General features: G+C 59.0%; 15 protein-coding genes. 3 read left to right on the top strand and 12 right to left on the bottom strand.

Annotated elements, in window-relative coordinates:
* Window positions 1–110: 110 nt before the first annotated feature.
* The 8 genes from CVS30_RS13680 to galU all read right to left on the bottom strand — a co-directional run bounded on the left by CVS30_RS13680 (window position 111) and on the right by galU (window position 7,947).
* Window positions 111–1,082, bottom strand: a complete 972-nt coding sequence (locus tag CVS30_RS13680) for a phosphoglycerate dehydrogenase (protein WP_181419806.1) — start codon at window positions 1,080–1,082, stop codon at window positions 111–113.
* 79 nt (window positions 1,083–1,161) lie between these two features.
* Window positions 1,162–2,043: a carbohydrate ABC transporter permease gene (locus CVS30_RS13675; RefSeq protein ID WP_110485886.1), complete on the bottom strand. Its 882-nt coding sequence runs from the start codon at window positions 2,041–2,043 to the stop codon at window positions 1,162–1,164.
* A complete protein-coding gene (locus CVS30_RS13670; RefSeq protein ID WP_245934604.1) occupies window positions 2,040–2,990 on the bottom strand; it encodes a carbohydrate ABC transporter permease in 951 nt (316 codons plus the stop codon). The genes CVS30_RS13675 and CVS30_RS13670 overlap by 4 nt, the downstream gene beginning before the upstream one ends.
* Window positions 2,991–3,051: 61 nt before the next feature.
* A complete protein-coding gene (locus CVS30_RS13665; RefSeq protein WP_110485884.1) occupies window positions 3,052–4,362 on the bottom strand; it encodes an ABC transporter substrate-binding protein in 1,311 nt (436 codons plus the stop codon).
* Between the two features lie 205 nt (window positions 4,363–4,567).
* Window positions 4,568–5,284 (bottom strand): FadR/GntR family transcriptional regulator, encoded by a 717-nt coding sequence (locus tag CVS30_RS13660; protein WP_110485893.1) that lies wholly within the window; start codon window positions 5,282–5,284, stop codon window positions 4,568–4,570.
* Window positions 5,285–5,463: 179 nt separating this feature from the next.
* Complete coding sequence (locus CVS30_RS13655) at window positions 5,464–6,273, bottom strand: hypothetical protein (protein ID WP_146233401.1); 810 nt, start codon at window positions 6,271–6,273, stop codon at window positions 5,464–5,466.
* A 153-nt stretch (window positions 6,274–6,426) separates the two neighbouring features.
* Window positions 6,427–7,026, bottom strand: coding sequence for a GNAT family N-acetyltransferase (locus CVS30_RS13650; protein WP_181419805.1), 600 nt, complete (start codon window positions 7,024–7,026; stop codon window positions 6,427–6,429).
* 18 nt (window positions 7,027–7,044) lie between these two features.
* Window positions 7,045–7,947 carry a UTP--glucose-1-phosphate uridylyltransferase GalU gene (gene galU / locus CVS30_RS13645; RefSeq protein ID WP_110485881.1) on the bottom strand — a complete coding sequence of 301 codons (903 nt, stop codon included), beginning with the start codon at window positions 7,945–7,947 and terminating at the stop codon, window positions 7,045–7,047.
* 114 nt (window positions 7,948–8,061) lie between these two features.
* Here galU and CVS30_RS13640 point away from each other — a divergent pair, with 114 nt between their 5' ends.
* From CVS30_RS13640 to CVS30_RS13630, 3 genes are all read left to right on the top strand, one after another.
* Window positions 8,062–8,712, top strand: a complete 651-nt coding sequence (locus CVS30_RS13640; protein WP_110485880.1) for a 5-formyltetrahydrofolate cyclo-ligase — start codon at window positions 8,062–8,064, stop codon at window positions 8,710–8,712.
* Window positions 8,713–8,853: 141 nt separating this feature from the next.
* Window positions 8,854–9,117 carry an FmdB family zinc ribbon protein gene (locus CVS30_RS13635; protein WP_110485879.1) on the top strand — a complete coding sequence of 88 codons (264 nt, stop codon included), beginning with the start codon at window positions 8,854–8,856 and terminating at the stop codon, window positions 9,115–9,117.
* Window positions 9,118–9,213: 96 nt separating this feature from the next.
* A complete protein-coding gene (locus CVS30_RS13630; protein ID WP_245934603.1) occupies window positions 9,214–9,933 on the top strand; it encodes an RcpC/CpaB family pilus assembly protein in 720 nt (239 codons plus the stop codon).
* Here the strand turns inward: CVS30_RS13630 and CVS30_RS13625 are convergent.
* From CVS30_RS13625 to CVS30_RS13610, 4 genes are all read right to left on the bottom strand, one after another.
* Window positions 9,917–10,420: a hypothetical protein gene (locus tag CVS30_RS13625; protein ID WP_110485877.1), complete on the bottom strand. Its 504-nt coding sequence runs from the start codon at window positions 10,418–10,420 to the stop codon at window positions 9,917–9,919. The two genes, CVS30_RS13630 and CVS30_RS13625, sit on opposite strands and share 17 nt — an antisense overlap.
* Window positions 10,421–10,434: 14 nt before the next feature.
* Complete coding sequence (locus CVS30_RS13620) at window positions 10,435–14,679, bottom strand: AAA family ATPase (protein WP_110485876.1); 4,245 nt, start codon at window positions 14,677–14,679, stop codon at window positions 10,435–10,437.
* Window positions 14,680–14,790: 111 nt separating this feature from the next.
* Window positions 14,791–16,380 (bottom strand): glutamine-hydrolyzing GMP synthase, encoded by a 1,590-nt coding sequence (gene guaA, locus CVS30_RS13615; RefSeq protein WP_110485875.1) that lies wholly within the window; start codon window positions 16,378–16,380, stop codon window positions 14,791–14,793.
* Window positions 16,381–16,583: 203 nt separating this feature from the next.
* The gene (locus tag CVS30_RS13610) at window positions 16,584–17,108 is read right to left on the bottom strand and encodes a DUF3817 domain-containing protein (protein ID WP_110485874.1); all 525 of its coding nucleotides are present in this window, start codon (window positions 17,106–17,108) and stop codon (window positions 16,584–16,586) included.
* Window positions 17,109–17,121: the final 13 nt, after the last annotated feature.

Here is a 17,121-nt window from a genome sequence, read left to right as displayed (position 1 = left end):
CGGGAGGGATAACGCCCTGGAAACGGGAAGCGACAGTAGTCACGAGAATTGCTCCAAAATTGTTTGTATTGAGTAGAAAATCAGCTGGCGGTCTCCCGCTAACACCGTAACTAGTGCATCGAGGACACCATATTGGCTGGTTCTAGACCGCTGAAGGTATCGATCACCGCATGAGCATTGGCCAGCCCCACGCCGGTCAAGGCTTCAAAGGAGTTGGCGCCCAAATGGGTCGTCGAGACGACATTGGACAGGGCGAGCAACGGGTTGTTCGGATCCAATGGTTCAACTTCAAAAACATCCAGGGCCGCACCTGCCAGCTGACCATTTGTGAGCGCCGCATAAAGCGCCGATTCGTCGACAAGTCCACCCCTAGCCGTGTTGACCAGATAGCTGCCACGTTTAAACAATGCGAGGCTGTCAGCGTTGATCATATGATGAGTTTCATCGGTTAGCGGAGCGTGGAGACTCACCACGTCGGCTGAGCTCAGAACAGTTGCCAAGTCACAGAGTTCAAAAGCAGAATCGCTCTGGCCGGACAAGGCGAGATAGGGATCGTAGACCTTGACCTGGACGTCAAAGCCCTTCAGCCGACGAACGAGATGAGCCCCAACGCTGCCCATACCGACAAGTCCAACCGTTTTCCCTGTTAGTTCGGGGCCATTGAAAATGGTGCGATCCCCGCTCTTCGCTGCCTCCTGAGACAAAGAAAGCTGGCGGAAAATGTTGATCATAAGGCCAACAGCTACCTCAGCTACGGCATTCGAGTTAAGCCCAGGGGTATTGGTCACAAGAATGCCGCGTTCACGAGCAGCCTTCAAATCAATTTTGTCGACTCCAACACCGCATTTTGAAAGAATCTTCAGATTCGGGTGAGCATCCATGCCCGCAGCATCCCAGGTTTCCATACCGACGATCGCTCCGTGCAGATCGTGCCCCATCTTCCGAAGTTCTTCGGGGCTAATGGCATCATCCGTATTATTCTCAACCAAAGAATATCCGTGATCCTGCAGCAGATTAGATCCTTCAGGCAAGAGATCCCGGTAGTACGAGGGGCCAAGAAAAATTTCTTTATTCTGTGTCACTGTTTTTCCTTGAATAGGAGATTGATAATCAATCGGCGTTGATGAGGTGTCAGCTGGCGATCTGCGGCAGCATGCGGGGCTAGCCCTTTGTGGCGCCTGCCGTGAGTCCCGCAACAATGTACTTTTGGAGAAAAATTGTCACGATCATTACGGGAACCGTAATCACTACGGAGGCTGCCATGAGTCCGCCCCAGTCAACGCCCAGATATGAGATGAACTGGTAAAGAGCAGCTGGCAAAGTGGTTGTGTTTTTCCCTGAAAGAATCAGGGCAAAGAGGAAGTTGTTCCAGCTAAAGATGAACGACAAAATGGCGCTTGTCGCAACTCCCGGGATGGCCAGTCGCAGGGTAATTCTTAGGAAGGTTCCGGCAACTGTAAGCCCATCAATCTGTCCGGCCTCTTCCAATTCCGTGGACATACCTTCAAAGAAACTGGACATGATGGCGACGATCAATGGAAGGCTCACAAAGATGTGCGTGATGATCAACGCCCGGAAAGACCCGACGAGGCCAATCTGCGCAAAAATGTAATACCAAGGAATCAGCAAGCTAATTCCAGGGATTACGCGGGCCAACAAAATAAACCCAGATACGGACTTCATCTTGTACTTGCTGACGGCATATGCCGCGGGCAGCCCAATAATCAAGGCAATCAGCGTTGCGGCCGCGGCAATCACCAGGCTGTTGAAGCCATACCGCAGAAAGTTATTGGCGAAGAGTACGTTGATATAGTTCTGGACCGTCGGCGCAAAGAAGAAGACGTCAGGATTGGTAATGTCCACATTTTGCTTGAATGACGCCAAAAGCATCCAAAATAGAGGAAATACCATCACGAGAGTCACCACAATGATTGCAACTGCGCGGATCCATCCCAGAAGCCTCTTACGAGGCGAGGTACGACGAATTACTTGAGCTACTCCCACGGAGGGCTTCTGCGCTGCCGAGTTGATTACATCTATCATTTGGCCCCTGCCTTACTGGCGACCGTGACGAGGGCAACCGCCCCACAAATCAGGATCAGGAATAGTATGAGGACCGCACTGGCAATGCCATAGTCCTGATAGTCGAAGCTGTAGCTGTACGCGAGTACGTTCAAGGTCTCGGCCTCGTGATTCGATCCTCCGCCTGCACCCTTGGTCGCATACAAGATGTCGAACGTCTTCAAAGAGTCGATGGCTCGCAGTAGGATCGCGGCGAAAATGGCTGGCTTGAGCATCGGGATCGTTACGTAGATGTGGCGCTGGAGCCATGAGGCCCCGTCAACCAAAGCTGCCTCTTCAGGTTCTTCAGGAATGCTCGCCAAACCAGCCAGAAGGATCAGCGCCATCATGGGAGTCCACTGCCAGACATCGATGAAGATCAGGGTATTCAGCGTCTGTCCGGGATCAGAAAGCCATCCTTGCGCAGGAATCCCAAACCACTCAATAAACACATTGGCGAATCCAATGCTCGGCTGAAAGATCAGCATCCACATCATGCCGACGGCGACAGGTGTGGCCACGAGCGGCAGAAGAATGGCTGTTCGCACAATGCCCTGTCCGCGGAACGCTTTTCGTAGCAATAAGGCCAGACCAAGCGCACAAACGGTTTCAATGATCAGGCCGGCGCCCGTGAAATATACAGTCCTACCGACGGCTGGCCAAAAACGTTCGGTGTCGTGCAACAAAGTTACAAAGTTCTCAAGGCCAATGAAATTCTTCGCCCTGGTGGTGCTCCTAGAAGCATCTGTCAGAGCAAGCTGAATCGTGTAAATCAAGGGGTAGATGATGAGTGCCAACACCAAAAGCAGGGCCGGCAAGGTGAATATGAATTTGAGGTTGCGGTCTACCCACCCTTCAAGTTTGGCTTTGGTGGAAATGCTTTTATCGCTAAGTTGCAGTGCCATGCGTTTCTCTCGGTCTCTCGTCATGAATTAGCCATTGTCCGGCCACACTGTGCTGGCAGGCGAGTGCCTGCCAGCACTCAATGAGCTACTTGTCGGTCTTCAGAAACTCGGTGAAGCTGTTACTGGCTTGCTTGGCCGCTGCGGTTACATCGCCGCCTTCGAGGGCCACGGTGATCGGAGCACCCACAATGTCACGGGCTTTGTTGACCTGGATGACCTGCGGTCGGTCATGTCCAACAGCAGTTGAACTGTACGTGCTGAAGATCTTTACCAATTCCTCCGGGTAATTTGCTGTGACAGCAGAATCAGCCCACGAGCTAATGCGAGGAGATGGGGAGCTCTGATCACTCATGGCTGCGTTAAGAACTTCGCTGGAGGTGGCCCACTTGATGAACTCCCAGGAAGCATCCTTATTCTTTGAGTACGCGCTAACGCCTGCGGCCCAAGATGTGACATCGTAGGGTTTGGCTCCGGCAGGTCCTGCCGGGAATGCCGCGTAACCAACTTTGCCGGCAACGCTTGATTGCGTGGCGTCTTCGATGAGCCCCGCTCCGGAGTCTGCATCGATGTACATCGCAGCCTTGCCTTGCTGGAAGATTCCACGGGCTTCAGTGCCGTCAAGGCTGGTGGCTCCGGGAGGGCCGTAGTTCCGAACGAGGTCTCCGTAGTACTGGTAAGCCGCAGCAGCTTCAGCGGTGCCGATCCCCGAATCTCCGTCCTTAGTGATCCAATCAGCGCCAAAGCTATAGAGGAAGCTAGAGAAGGAGGTGACGGCGGCATTCGCCTTCCCTCGCATAACAACACCGTAGGTACCTGAGGTGGTATCCGTCAGCGCCTTGGCAACAGCTTCCAGTTCGTCCATCGTTTTCGGTATAGCGATGCCCTTTGCCGCAAACATCTCTTTGTTGTAGAAGATGATGTCGCGCTCGGTCATCAAAGGCACACCAAAAGCGTGCGCATCTACCGTAGTTGCGGCTCGGGAGGACTCACTAAAATCGGTCCACTTCCATGCTTCATCGCCGCTCACCCTGTCGCTAATATCCTCTAGCCAACCATTGTCGGCAAACAACTTAGTGGACTGTGAAGGACGGTAAACCATGACATCAAGGTCTTCCGAACGAGAGTTCAGTTTGACCTGGTACTGGTTATCAAGCTGCTCGGTTCCCAAGACGTTCAGGCTTACTTTGACCCCGGTTTTGCTTTCAAACTCCGGAAGTAATTTTTCAACTGTGTTGGTCCAGCCGCCCGCAGCAAGGTTGACATTGATCTTTGTGCCTTCAATCGAGCCAGCGTCGCCGCCGTCCGTATTTCCGGAACAACCCGCCAAAAGGAACATCGAGCATGTGGCAGCTGCTGCAATCTTAATCAACGACTGCCGTCGCGTAATTTCTTTCATGTTTCTACTCCCTCTTACAAGACTGGATCGATTGACCCAGTGGATGGACGGCACGGATGCGCTTCAGGGCCTAAGAATGTGGCATGAACCACAGCACTCCTTAATGAAAGCATCTTATTTAACTGATTACAAGGTAAAAATAATCTTTTTAAACTATTTCGAGGCAAGCGTTATCCAAAGCGCCTTGTTTTGAAGGGCTAGGGGCCTAGATCGTTGGGTAGATTCTTGGGGTACCGGCCCATGTCGACTCGAGTTCATCGTTGATCGCGCAGACCAATTTATCGGCGATACTGCGGGCGTCATGTGGCCGGCGACCCTGAATTGCATCAGCCAGATCGACGTGGAGCTGTAACGATCCCTCATCAGGAAGCTCCGGCAACAGGCCAAGTTCGCTTCGTCCTGAGACTGTCTCGCCAAGGACACCGCGCAATAGCGCAAACATTTCATTGCCCGATGCGGCTAGGAGGATCGAATGAAATTCAACGTCCACTTTTACAAAACGCTTGTAGTCCCCCGCCCTCACCGCGGACCGAAGTTCACCGGCCAGACCAAGCAACATGGCACATAATTCATCAGGACCCGAACTCGCAGCCAACGAGGCTGCCATAGGTTCCACCGCGGTGCGAAGCTCACTCAGAGATCGTAGCTGGGCAACGCTGGATCCACTGGAGAGCCTCCATTTAATGACTAGCGGATCAAAATAGTTCCATGAGTCAGCAGGCAGGACTTTCACTCCAACCCTCTGCACACTGCTCACCAAACCGATAGTCTGCAGCACCCGAACAGCCTCACGCATCACAGAATGTGACACCCCGAGATCCACTTCCAGTTGCTGCGTTGTTACTACATGCCCTTCTGGAAGTACCCCACTAACAATGTCGCTTCCTAAACTATCCAGAGTCTTCTGTAGATATGTGGCCATAGATGCAAGCCTAACGGCCGGTGGCAAACAAACCGTGCACACCAGCACTAACTGCAAAACGTGGGTTCATTTGTTTGCAGGCACCTCGAGTGGCTTGCTACGCTACAGCTGAAATTGGGTGGGAGACACTCCGGGCGCGAAAAAACCGGGCCCCGCAGGGCCCGGCTATCGAAATTTTCTTAGGCTCGACGGCGCTGGAGAACATCGTCCAGATTGGTCAGCGCATGTGCGCCGCGTTCTGCGGCAGCAGCCTGTTTGTCCTTCTTCTCAGCCTTCTCGGCGGCGATATCGGGGCTGTCCACGACCACGACAACACCTTCGTGTTCGCCCGGAAGGCCCACACCGGCCAGATCCGCGCGAATAGAGGTCCCCGCGGATTTTGGAGCTTCAGGAAGGATGAGTGGCTTCTCCAAGGTGAGCGCGCGGTTGGCGGTTACATAGCCAGGAGTCGGTACTTCAACAGGCTCCCAAGGCTCTGCGTCCAGCTCGCCTTCAGCGAGGGTCTGCGTGTGTGCCAGCTTGGCGTCAGCCGAGCCCTTAGCCGCGACGCGCATGGCGGCAGCTCGCAGCTCTTCGGCCGTGAGTGGCTTGGCGGCCGGAGCTGGTTCCACACCTTCGGCCCGGTCAAAGAGTTCCGGCTCTTTCAGTTCCACAGCGGTAGTCGCCGATTCAGCGGAAGTAGGCTTCGCCGTCGTTCTTGCGGCAAGACGAGCCGCCTGACGGGCTGCCTGATCTCGAACTGCCATGGTGCGCAGTGCCACGATGACGGCGGCAAAGACGGCGAGGGAGGTCCAGGTGACGCCGGCTGAACCCATGTTGAACACGTTCAACGCACCGGAAATTCCGGCGGTCAGTAAGGCGATGAGGCCCAGCAATGCGAAAAAGGTCCGGCCCCAGCGAATATTCAGGGGTTTCGCAGTTGCCGAGGGCATAGCCATTGAAGGTACCGGCTCCACATGAGTGTGGGCGTCGGAAGTAACACTTTCCATTGACGTCTCCTGCAACTGCTGGATTTGGCGGACTGGCAACATGTGTCCCGCCACATTTCAACCCTAAAGGGGAAACATGCCGGGTCTGGCATTACTGTCGGTGTGTCGTCCGGCAAGGAGAAAATTCGCCTTTTGGACAGTCCCAGCGTCCCATCACCGGCGTGCCAACCATCGGGCCAGAATTCCTTCCGGCACTTCCTCGCTGGTCAGGGCAAAACTACGATGATCGGCCCACTCGCCGTTGATATGCAAGAAGCGGGGGCGCAGGCCTTCATCGCGGAAGCCCAGTTTCTCGACCACTCGCAGGCTTGCGGCATTTTCCGGACGAATATTAATCTCCATCCGGTGCAGGCCCAAGGTCTTGAAGCAATGATCCGTGGCGAGGGCTACGGCCGTGGGGACAATGCCGCGGCCGGCCCTGTCCTGGTCGACCCAATAGCCCAGGGTCGCCGTCATGGCCGATCCCCACATGATCGAGGAAACCGTCAGCTGACCCACGATCGCAGGCTTTTTCTGTCCAGGAAAACGTTCCGTGATGATGAACGGCAGCGCCGCAGCCTCGCGTGCTTGCAGGTTCAAGGAGCGCACCATCCCACCAAAGGTGGGCAGCTGCCCCTGCCCTATGGGATTACTGGCTTCCCACGGCTGCAACCAGGCAGCGTTGCGGGCTCGCACCTGCGTCCACTCCGCCTTGTCACGGTACTTAATGGGGCGCAGGACCACGTCGCCGCATTCCAAGCTAACCGGCCACATGGCCTGGCCCCACACGGACTAGCTCTTGAAGTCGGTGGTGAACTCGCCCAGCCACTCGCGCAGGTCCGCGCCGAGCTCGTCATTTTCGCAAGCAAGCGTGACGACGGCCTTCAGGTAGCTCAGCTTGTCGCCGGTGTCGTAACGACGGCCGGTGAAGACAACGCCGTAGACGCCGCCGCCTTCGCCTTCCATCGTGGCCAGCGTCTGCAGGGCGTCGGTCAGCTGAATTTCGTTGCCGCGTCCCGGAGGGGTGTTTTCGAGAACGTCGAAGACGGCCGGGTGCAGGACGTAACGGCCAATGACCGCCAGATTTGACGGAGCATCTTCGACGGCGGGCTTCTCAACCAGGTGGTTGACGCGCACGTAGTTTTCGCCTTCGATGACGCTCATATCGGCGCAGCCGTAAGCGGAAATCTTGTCCTGCGGCACCTCGATCAGAGCGATCACGGAACCGCCAGTGCGCTGCTGCACCTCAATCATGGTGGTCAGCAGTTCGTCGCGCTCGTCGATCAAGTCATCACCGAGGAGTACAGCAAAGGGCTCGTCGCCCACGTGGGTCTTGGCACGCAACACTGCGTGTCCCAGGCCCTTGGGGTCGCCCTGGCGGACGTAGTGAATTTCGCCCAGTTCGGTGGCGTGCTGCACGGCGGCGAGACGATCGGAGTCGCCCTTCTCTTCCAGCAGCTGCTCTGTCACGGGAACGCGGTCGAAGTGATCTTCCAGAGCGCGCTTGTTACGTCCGGTGATCATCAAAACGTCGGTAAGCCCGGCGCTGACTGCTTCCTGAACTACATATTGGATGGCAGGCTTATCAACGACCGGAAGCATTTCCTTGGGCATTGCTTTGGTTGCGGGCAAGAAACGCGTTCCCAGACCAGCGGCAGGGATAACGGCCTTGCGTACAGTTTTTGCAGAAGTCATTCCCTTAGGCTAGCCGACTGGGTCACGTTTTCCCGGATAATGTTAGTTGCGCAACATAATCTTGGCGTCATCTTGTGGCGTACAACTTTCAATTAGTCTCCCGATTGGGCTTCCATGAAATCTCTCGATAAAGCGGCCTGGCGCTCCCAGTTGCGCGCGCAACGCCGTGAGCAGCCGTTTCCCGCAGCCGGTGCCACGCTGGCGAAGGTCGCCTTGGCATGGCTGGAGTCGTTGCGAACCAACGACGGCGGATTGGCTGGCTCCCCCTTGTCGGTCGGCACTTCTGTGTGTGCCTACCTCTCTATCGGGAGCGAACCGGACACGGGCGAGCTGCTGGCGACACTCACGGCGGCTGGTTACGCCACCTACGTGCCCGTCTGTGAACCGGACTTCCACATGGCCTGGACGCGGTGGACCCCAGGCGTCCCGATGGTGCGAAGCACCCTAGCCCCCGTCATGGAACCCGTGGGCAAGCGTTTTTCCTTTGCCGAGCTAAGCTCCGTTGAAGCTATCTTGCTGCCCGCACTGGCCGTCGATGGCGACGGCGTCCGACTCGGGCAGGGCGGTGGTTACTACGACCGTTTCCTTGCCGGTCTGACTGCGGAGGCGGGGTCGAAGGCGGGGTCGAAGTCTGTGCCGCTGGCCGCCGTCGTGCATGAGCATGAGTTCTTTCCCAACATTTCCCTCCCGCACGATGACCTAGACGCCCCCGTGACGGACGTTCTGACGCCAGCCGGGCACCGCCGTCTGGGCAAGCAGTCGTAGCCGCAGCTCGGGCGCGGGAATGTTGCGGAGCTTCCGGGCGTTGATTACTGCGGTGATAGAATTAGGCCTTGGGACCATAGATTTCCAGTCACGCGGCTGGCAATTGTACGGTCCCAACGCATGTATCCAGGAGGAAATTTAGTGCCTACGTACGCCTATGCTTGCAAAGAGTGCAACCATGCTTTCGACATTCAGCAGTCGTTCAGTGACGATTCCCTGACGGTCTGCCCCGAATGCGGCGGCACCCTGCGTAAGAAGTTCAACTCCGTAGGAGTAGTTTTCAAGGGATCCGGCTTCTACCGCACGGATTCACGCTCAACCTCCAGCTCTGTTCCGGCCGCTCCCACGGCTGCTCCGGTCGCGGCTGCTGCTTCCAGCACTCCCGCCACTGCCTCCGTTGGCTAAGGCATAGCTCCTCCACACACGCCATTAGTTTCTGTTTTGTGCACTTTTCGCTAGTGAGCTCTTTTAGCTGCCTTCAGGTAGGCCTACCGTGGCCACATGAAGTCCGCACACACTCCCCCGCCCACGGTTTATCCGGGGCCAGTCTGGCATTCCCAACAATGGTCCAGGCGCAGCTCACCGCTTGAGAAGTTCGGCCGCCTGCTAGCTCGCCGACGGCGCCTGATGGCCGCCCTATTATTGTGCGCTGCTGCCGCGCTTGCCGTTCAACAGCTCACGCCCGTCGCCCCAGTCACCGCAACCGTGCTGGTTGCCGCACGTGATTTGCCCTCAGGTCACGTTTTAGCAGACGGCGATGTCCGGCCTGTTGCCGTCAGCCCTTCGATGGTTCCCGATGGGGCCTTCGTGCCACCGGCACCGCCCTGGCTGGGTAGCCAGGTCTCTGGTCCACTGCGCCGCGGCGAAGTACTCACGGACGCTTCACTGCTGGGCGCCGGATTATTGACAGGTACGGCGGCAGGAAGTCAGGCAGTTCCACTCCGCTTGAGCGATCCCTCAACGCTCGCGCTGCTGCGGCAGGGGCAACTTGTCACGGTCATCCTCAGTAGCAGCCAGGGTTTGGATGGTCCGGTCAGCAATGAGGTGCTGGCGGACAAGGTCCCGGTGTTGTGGACTCCCGCCCTTGCGCCGAGCAGCGGCGGTTTGTTCCCTGCCCAAGACAACGAGGGGCTCGTGGTGGTGGCCGCATCGCCGGCTCAGGCCGTGCAACTAGCCGGTGCGGTGAGCAGGGGAAAGGTCTCGCTTATCCTGCTGAACTGAGGCGGGATTCGGCGCGGATGGCCTTCATGGTGTCAAAGTACTGCCTCGACGCGGGGCGCCGGCTCAATACGACGGCGGCCGCTCCAGCGATGATCTGCACGATGGTCGTGTAGCCGCCGGGAAAAACAATTCCTACCAGCTGCGACAAAGTCAGCACGAACAAGACAGCCGTGGCCGTTCTAGCCCAGCTACGGCCCTTCGTCATAAAGAAGGCGAACAAGAGGTACGCCAGCACGGTGCATATCCCTGCCAACACCACCGTAATGACGCCCGCGTTGCGCAAGCCCTCCAAGCTCAAAGTCGAGTCGCCAGTATCCAGTTGACGCTGGAGCACCACGGCACGTTCCGGTGAGAGGGCGTGGATCCAACCCAGAATGGAGGCCACGACCTGGGCCGCAGCCCCCAGCACGAGGAAGCACGCTGCGGTAATGATCGAGCCCGGGACAGCCGGCGCAGCGGCGCCCGGGGTAAGTGGCACTGACGCCATAGCGGGTTGGATCCTTATCCCCAGTGCGGCGGCTTGTTTTCGCGCAACCACTCGTCGTGGCCGCGGTCAGAGCTAGCATCGCCCCAGGTGTGGTCGGCGTCGTGTGGAGCAACCTTCGGCAGCAGATCCGATTCCTTGGCCGGAACCACGCTCTTAGGCGTCTGCTCTGCCTCGGATTCGTTCACTGCAGCGACCGGCTCCTGACGTTTTTCTTGCTCGCTCACTGGCGTGTCACTTTCTTCAACAGCTTCTGGTTCGTCCGCTTCTCCGGCCTCGGGCGTCGCTTCGGCAACAGCCGCAGCGACGACGGCGGGAGCCTCGTCGGGGGCGTCTGCGGCAGCTACCTCGGCACGCTCCGGAACCTGCGCGAGTTCCGGGGCAACCGCAGCGGACGACCGCCGGCGGGACCTCGGAGAATCGGGCACGGCCGTCATCGACGGGTCCTGAGAGGAGCCCATGAGGGAGGAAAACACGGCATCGCCGGTTCCCGTGCCCAAGCCCAGGTAGCGACCGATCTGGTCTGCGCAGGTGGACGGATCGGTGAAGACCTCGATGGTCCACAGGGAAACGTAGCGCCAGCCTAGGCGTTCCAACATTTCCGGGCGCAAACGGCTTCGCTCACGCACGCTCATGTTCTGGTATTTGGCCGTTCCGTCAGACTCGACCGCCACCGGAACAGGGATCTCATGATCTTCCCGGCCGATGAGCTGCAACGGGTCTGCGGCAGCTGCCATATCGAGGGCGCCATCAAAGTGGTGCCACACGCGAGCACCGCGAGCCCGAAGCCGGTCGGCGAGGTCTGCCACGAGGGGATCTTCCCCGGTTTCCCGTTCGCTATCGAGGGCTCGAGTCGCCGGGGTTCCCAGCAACGAATTGCCAGCTAGTTCCCGATCGAGTAATTCAAAGAAGTCCACGGCGCCGTAGCTCAAACGGCTGACGTCCAGGTCCTCAGGACGGAAACAGGTCACGAGGTGGATATGTGTCCGGGCGCGGGTCATGGCTAGGGCAAACTTGGCACGGCCATCAGGCTCTGACAAGGGGCCGAAGCCGTGCAGGACGCGGCCATGCGGCGTGCGCCCAAAGCCCAACGAGAAGATCACGCGGTCACGGACCAGACCCGAGGCCCGGTCAACAGAGACAACCCGGAATGATTCCGGGCCAGAGCCAAAGAATTCACTCAGCAACGGATGATTGGCCATGTGCAGGCGAATAGCCTGCGCTACCTGAACGGCGTGCCGATCGCTGGCCGTGATGACCAGCAGTGATTCGCGGGGCCGGACCCGTGCGTGCTCGAAGACGAGATCGACGACGCGGTTAACTTCTGCGGCCACGGATTCAACGCCACCGTCTCCGTCACCGGGCAGCCCCTTCCCGTCAGGAAGGTAGTCAACGGTGATCGATCGTTCCATGCCGGCCAAGGCGCGGCCATCAGGCAAACGCTCCAGCTGTGAGTCATAGAAGCCGGTGCTGAGCTGGCGGACGAGTTCCTCGTCCACGGCACGGTAGGACACGCTGAGGCGGTGCCGCGGGAAGACCTTGGACAAAGCGCCAAAGACGCTCTCCAAGGCGGTGGTATCTGTACCGTTGCTACCAGGAGCAGCGACGGCGACCGAGAAGCTCTTGGCGCAGGCGCTCTGTTCGTCACCAAAGGCAATGACCTGTTCGGCACGGGCCAAGGCCGGGAGTGCCGATTGGAGCGCCGTGGATTCGGCATCAAGAATCACGACGGCGTCGAAGCGGTAATCGGCAGGAATAATCGCGGGCACAGCCAAGGGGCTCAGCAGGAACACCGGCGCCAGATTACGCAGCAAATCCGGGGCCTGGGTGTTCAAGGCTGGCAGGGAAACGCGACCATCCTTGAGGAGGTTCCGAAGCATCTCCCCCTGGCGGTTGCGGCCGGCGATAATCTCGCGCCACCGCTGGGCCAAACGCCAACGAATCCGGCTCGGCCCCGAGGCGACATGCGCCTGGTCAGCCAAGCGGAACTCGGCCTCCAAGCGGCGCAGATTGGCGCCGTCGGACATGGCGAGGTATTCATCGCCACTAATCATGGCCTCAAGGGCGGACTGCCACCAAGCTAGTTCTAGCTCGGAACCGGTCTCTGCCGCCGGAACCTCACGTGCGGCAAGGTCCTGCAGCAATTCACCCAGACCCTGTTCACGCATGCCATCGAGCAACAGCGTGCGCTCGGGCAGGGTCTCCAAGGAGTCCTTAGAGACGACCAAGGCCTCGAGGCGACCGGCGAGCTCGGCGGCGTTAAAGTTCAGCAGGTCCCCGCCGTCGACGGTGCGCTCAAGCACTTTGCCGAGGGCCACCAACTTCTCGCGCAGGCTCATGTAACTCCGACTCAGCTCCGCCAAGCCCGAGGGAACCGTGGGGTGACGCTTGCTCGTGGAGGCCTCGGCCCACAGGGTACTCTGCTCATTGACCAGCACGAGCGATTCGTGCAGATTGGCGATGTGTACCCCGGGGCGAACCAGATCCTTGGCATTGCGGCGGAATCGCGCACGCTTGAGCGCGGGCATCTCGATCCCCCGCTCGCGGCGCCAACCGGCAGTTGCCGTCGCCGCGATCATGTCATCCGTTGACCAGTCGAAAATGTCGGCGTTGAACTTATCCAGGCTCTCGCGAATAGCCACCAGCATGTTCAGCTGACGACCCCATTCCGCAAAGGAATTCCCCTGGCGAATCTGCCCGAACTCGGCCACCTCACGCATCTTCTTGGCAAAGAGCGGCACCTGCTCATTGAGCTGTTCGGCCAAGGCGTAGGCCGTTTCAGTTTCCTTGCGCGTGACCATGCGGGCACCATGCCAGGCACTGCTCACGGCGGCGCGGCTGAAGGCGCCCAGCTCGGCAGCCCGAACCAGTCGCCCGGTCAGCTCCTTGCGGTCGCGAATACTATCCAGCACGCTACGCTTCAAGCGCACGGTGGTGGACGGGGCAGGGTGGATCGAGGTCAGCTCCGCCAATGACTGCATGGCCTGGTACGGTGAGCAGCCCCAACGATCACGCACATTGTGCAGGCTTGCCACGTGGTCTACGAGCTGATGGCGACGATCGATGAGCGTCTCATGCAAGTTCGAGAGCGTAGGTTCGGTGGCCTTCTCATTGCGGGTGATGGCCCGCACGAGCTGTGAGGTCATCTGCTGCGGACCAGTCTGGGCATTGAGCTGCAACAGCAGCGAATCCAAGCCGTGGTCCGTGAAGATCTGAGCTAGCTCATTGAGCGTGCCACGGCGCTCCCCCACGACCAACACGTTTTTACCGTCATGGACGAGCTGTGCGATGGCGTTGACGGCGGTTTGCGTCTGGCCGGTGCCCGGAGGCGTGGAGACCAGCACGGATTCGCCGTTGCCGATCATGTCCAAAACATACTGCTGGTGCCGGTCAGCGTCACGCACAAGAATTTCTTCTTCCGGGTGACGATCATCCAGCGCGGCAAAGCGGGAGTAGTCAGGTGTCAGCTCAACCGGCAGGACATCGTCGTCCTTCTGGCTTTGCAGCTGCTCCAACAATTCACTGCCAGCCAGTAGGGCCGGATCTTTAAGATTGTCCGACACGAACGCAAAGGTGGACACGACGAGATCGTGTTCAACGCTTACGCCCGGGATTGAGGACAACAAGTGGCGGACCCGGTCCAGAACGGGGATGGGGTCAAAGCGAGCCGTGCTGTAGGCCAGTCGGCCCAGTGCCGGGGCATCAAGGTCAATGTGCCAGTGCTCGGATAGGTGCTTCACGAGCGAAGGGTTGACTTGGGCTTGCTCCATCAATTGGAGCTCGTAGTCGTCCTGTCCGGGCCGGACAGTCAGGGCGACGGCGGCCAGCAGAACAGGGGCACACACCTCGCCGTCGGGCGTCTCCGTTGCAGAGGGTTCCGCCGCGGAGGACCAGCGGGCCATCCCGGCGCCAAGATATCCGACGTCGATCCCGCGGTTGCTGCTCATCTCAAAGATTTTGGCGCGCAACGCTGAGGCAGCGTTCTTGGCTGCGATGTAGTGCTCGGGTTCACGGATCAGCGTGGACAGGCGAGTCTTGCGGCCCGCCAACAGCTGGGCCAGGCCAGAAGGGTGGGCGTGCGTGAGGCTGATGCTGCCATGCCCGGTCTTTGCAAAGGCCAGGGCTGTGTCAGCACCTGAGCATGCTTCCAAGCTAGCAAGCCAGGTTTCGAGCTCCGCTGAACTCTCATTGGGGCCTGCAACTTCGGACACGGGCGCCTTCTTCTCTGCACTTGAGCGAAACGGTCTTGACCATACTGACATGCTTTTTAGGCTATCGCTCTCAGCCAACTAATGCTTACTCGGCACACTGAAGGGCGCCAAATTTCCCGTGAATTCACAGAATTTGACGCCCCTCAGGCTAGCTAAGGGAGATTACTCCCACTCGATCGTTCCCGGCGGCTTGGACGTGACGTCCAGAACCACGCGGTTTACACCGTCCACCTCGTTGGTGATGCGGTTGGAGATCTTCGCGAGGAGATCGTACGGCAGGCGTGACCAGTCGGCGGTCATGGCATCCTCGGAGGACACCGGACGCAGCACGATCGGGTGGCCGTAGGTACGACCGTCGCCCATGACGCCAACGCTGCGGACGTCTGCCAGCAGCACGACAGGCATCTGCCATACTTCGTTGTCCAGGCCGGCTGCGGTGAGCTCGGCGCGGGCAATGGCGTCTGCCTGGCGCAGCAGTTCCAAGCGTTCGCCGGTGATTTCACCGACGATACGGATGCCCAGGCCGGGGCCGGGGAACGGCTGCCGGCCAACGATCTCGGCCGGGAGGCCCAGCTCGGCGCCAACTGCGCGCACCTCGTCCTTGAAGAGTGCACGCAACGGCTCAACGAGCTCGAAGCGCAGATCCTCAGGAAGTCCGCCAACGTTGTGGTGACTCTTGATGTTGGCTGCGCCTTCACCACCGCCAGATTCAACAACGTCCGGGTACAGGGTGCCCTGAACCAGGAACTTGATCTCTTCGCCTTCAAGGGCAGCCTCGGCCATGATGGCGCGTTCTGCTTCTTCGAAGGCGCGGATGAATTCGCGGCCGATGATCTTGCGCTTGGTTTCGGGGTCGGAGACACCCTCCAAGGCGCTCAGGAAGCGTTCCTGCTCGTTGGCAACGTACAGCTTGGCGCCGGTGGAAGCGACGAAGTCGAGTTCCACCTGCTCAGCTTCGCCCTGACGCAGCAGACCGTGGTTGACGAACACACAGGTGAGCTGGTCGCCCACTGCGCGCTGCACCAAGGCTGCGGCAACGGCCGAATCAACACCGCCGGAGAGGCCGCACAGGACCTTGGCGCTGCCAACCTGGTTACGAATCAGTTCGACCTGCTCGTCCAGGATGCTATTCGCGGTCCAGTTCTTTTCCAGCTTGGCGCCGTTGAACAAGAAGTTCTCCAACACCTTCTGGCCGAACGCGGAGTGCTTGACCTCGGGGTGCCACTGCACACCGAAGAGGCACTTTTCCTCGTTGGCAAAAGCTGCCACGGGTGCGCCTGCGGACATTGCCAGAACATCGAAGCCAGCGGGGGCTTCGTGAACAGCGTCGCCGTGGCTCATCCAGGTGGTCTGGTCAGCATCTGTTGCGGCCAAGATGGAACGGCTTTCGCCGATAATCTGGACCTGAGTTGCTCCGTATTCACGCTGACCTGTTTCGGCAACGGTTCCGCCCAAGGCAGCAGCCATGGCCTGGAAGCCATAGCAAATACCAAGAACCGGGATACCGGCTTCAAAAAGGTCTGCGCCAACACTGGGCGCACCCTCTGCGTAGACACTCGAGGGTCCACCGGAGAGGATGATGGCAGCTGGGTTTTTAGCCAGCAACTGCGCAGTTGTATAGGTATGCGGCACGATTTCCGAGTACACATTGGCCTCACGCACGCGGCGCGCAATCAACTGGGCGTACTGGGCACCGTAGTCCACAACCAGGACGGGCTTCTGGGAAGTCTGGGCCTTAGCGGGATTAGTCACTCCTTAATCTTAACCCACGGTTCGGTACGCTTTCCCCAGCGCCGTCATTTCCGTGACCAGTGACTCACCTCTGAGCTCCCATATGACGCGCCCGATGACGCCAGAGACGATCTGCTGCCACATGGGAGAAGCCCCCTCGCACTGGGTGCGAGGGGGCTTCGAAGGTTTGGCTATCGCTGCGCGAGCGATAGGACGACCCGGGGCTAGTAGCGCTTGCCGGCCTTCGGGTTTGCGGCGATCTCGGCGAGGACTTCCTTGTGCACCTTGGCTTCAACGAAGAAGGACAGGAACGGGATCACGCCACCGAGGGCGATCAAAACAAGCTTGCCAAAGGGCCAGCGCATGAGGGTCCAGAGGCGGAAGTCCGCGACGAGGTAGACCACGTACATCCAGCCGTGGATGATCAAGACCATGGTCGAGAGGTTCACGCCACCGACAATGGGCATGACGCCGCCATCGATATTGACCAGTCCCAGGCCGTGGCTGGCGCCGAGCATATCGGTTCCGCCGGCCACCAAGACGCTCTGGAAGGCATAGCGCAGCACCAGTTCAATGACGAGCAGCAACAACATGACACCCGTTGCGTAGGCCAGGACCTTGTAGAACTTCAGTGCCGTGAGGATCTGCGCCGGGGTGCCGCCAAAACGTCGTTTCGGTGTGGGCTTAGCCGTCGGGGCAGTATTGCTTGCCGTTGCGGGACTTGACTCTGTGTTGCTGGGCTCGGTCACGGTGCCGGCTCTC

Origin of the sequence: Arthrobacter psychrolactophilus, from assembly GCF_003219795.1 — a bacterium.
Taxonomy (GTDB): domain Bacteria; phylum Actinomycetota; class Actinomycetes; order Actinomycetales; family Micrococcaceae; genus Specibacter; species Specibacter psychrolactophilus.
This window is presented reverse-complemented; position numbering and strand designations above follow the sequence as displayed.

Coding starts and splice junctions, on each gene's coding strand:
- CVS30_RS13675 (WP_110485886.1), bottom strand. CDS start 2,043: ATGATAGATGTAATCAACTCGGCAGCGCAGAAGCCCTCCGTGGGAGTA.
- CVS30_RS13670 (WP_245934604.1), bottom strand. CDS start 2,990: ATGACGAGAGACCGAGAGAAACGCATGGCACTGCAACTTAGCGATAAA.
- CVS30_RS13665 (WP_110485884.1), bottom strand. CDS start 4,362: ATGAAAGAAATTACGCGACGGCAGTCGTTGATTAAGATTGCAGCAGCT.
- CVS30_RS13660 (WP_110485893.1), bottom strand. CDS start 5,284: ATGGCCACATATCTACAGAAGACTCTGGATAGTTTAGGAAGCGACATT.
- CVS30_RS13655 (WP_146233401.1), bottom strand. CDS start 6,273: ATGGAAAGTGTTACTTCCGACGCCCACACTCATGTGGAGCCGGTACCT.
- CVS30_RS13650 (WP_181419805.1), bottom strand. CDS start 7,026: ATGTGGCCGGTTAGCTTGGAATGCGGCGACGTGGTCCTGCGCCCCATT.
- galU (WP_110485881.1), bottom strand. CDS start 7,947: ATGACTTCTGCAAAAACTGTACGCAAGGCCGTTATCCCTGCCGCTGGT.
- CVS30_RS13640 (WP_110485880.1), top strand. CDS start 8,062: ATGAAATCTCTCGATAAAGCGGCCTGGCGCTCCCAGTTGCGCGCGCAA.
- CVS30_RS13630 (WP_245934603.1), top strand. CDS start 9,214: ATGAAGTCCGCACACACTCCCCCGCCCACGGTTTATCCGGGGCCAGTC.
- CVS30_RS13625 (WP_110485877.1), bottom strand. CDS start 10,420: ATGGCGTCAGTGCCACTTACCCCGGGCGCCGCTGCGCCGGCTGTCCCG.
- CVS30_RS13620 (WP_110485876.1), bottom strand. CDS start 14,679: ATGTCAGTATGGTCAAGACCGTTTCGCTCAAGTGCAGAGAAGAAGGCG.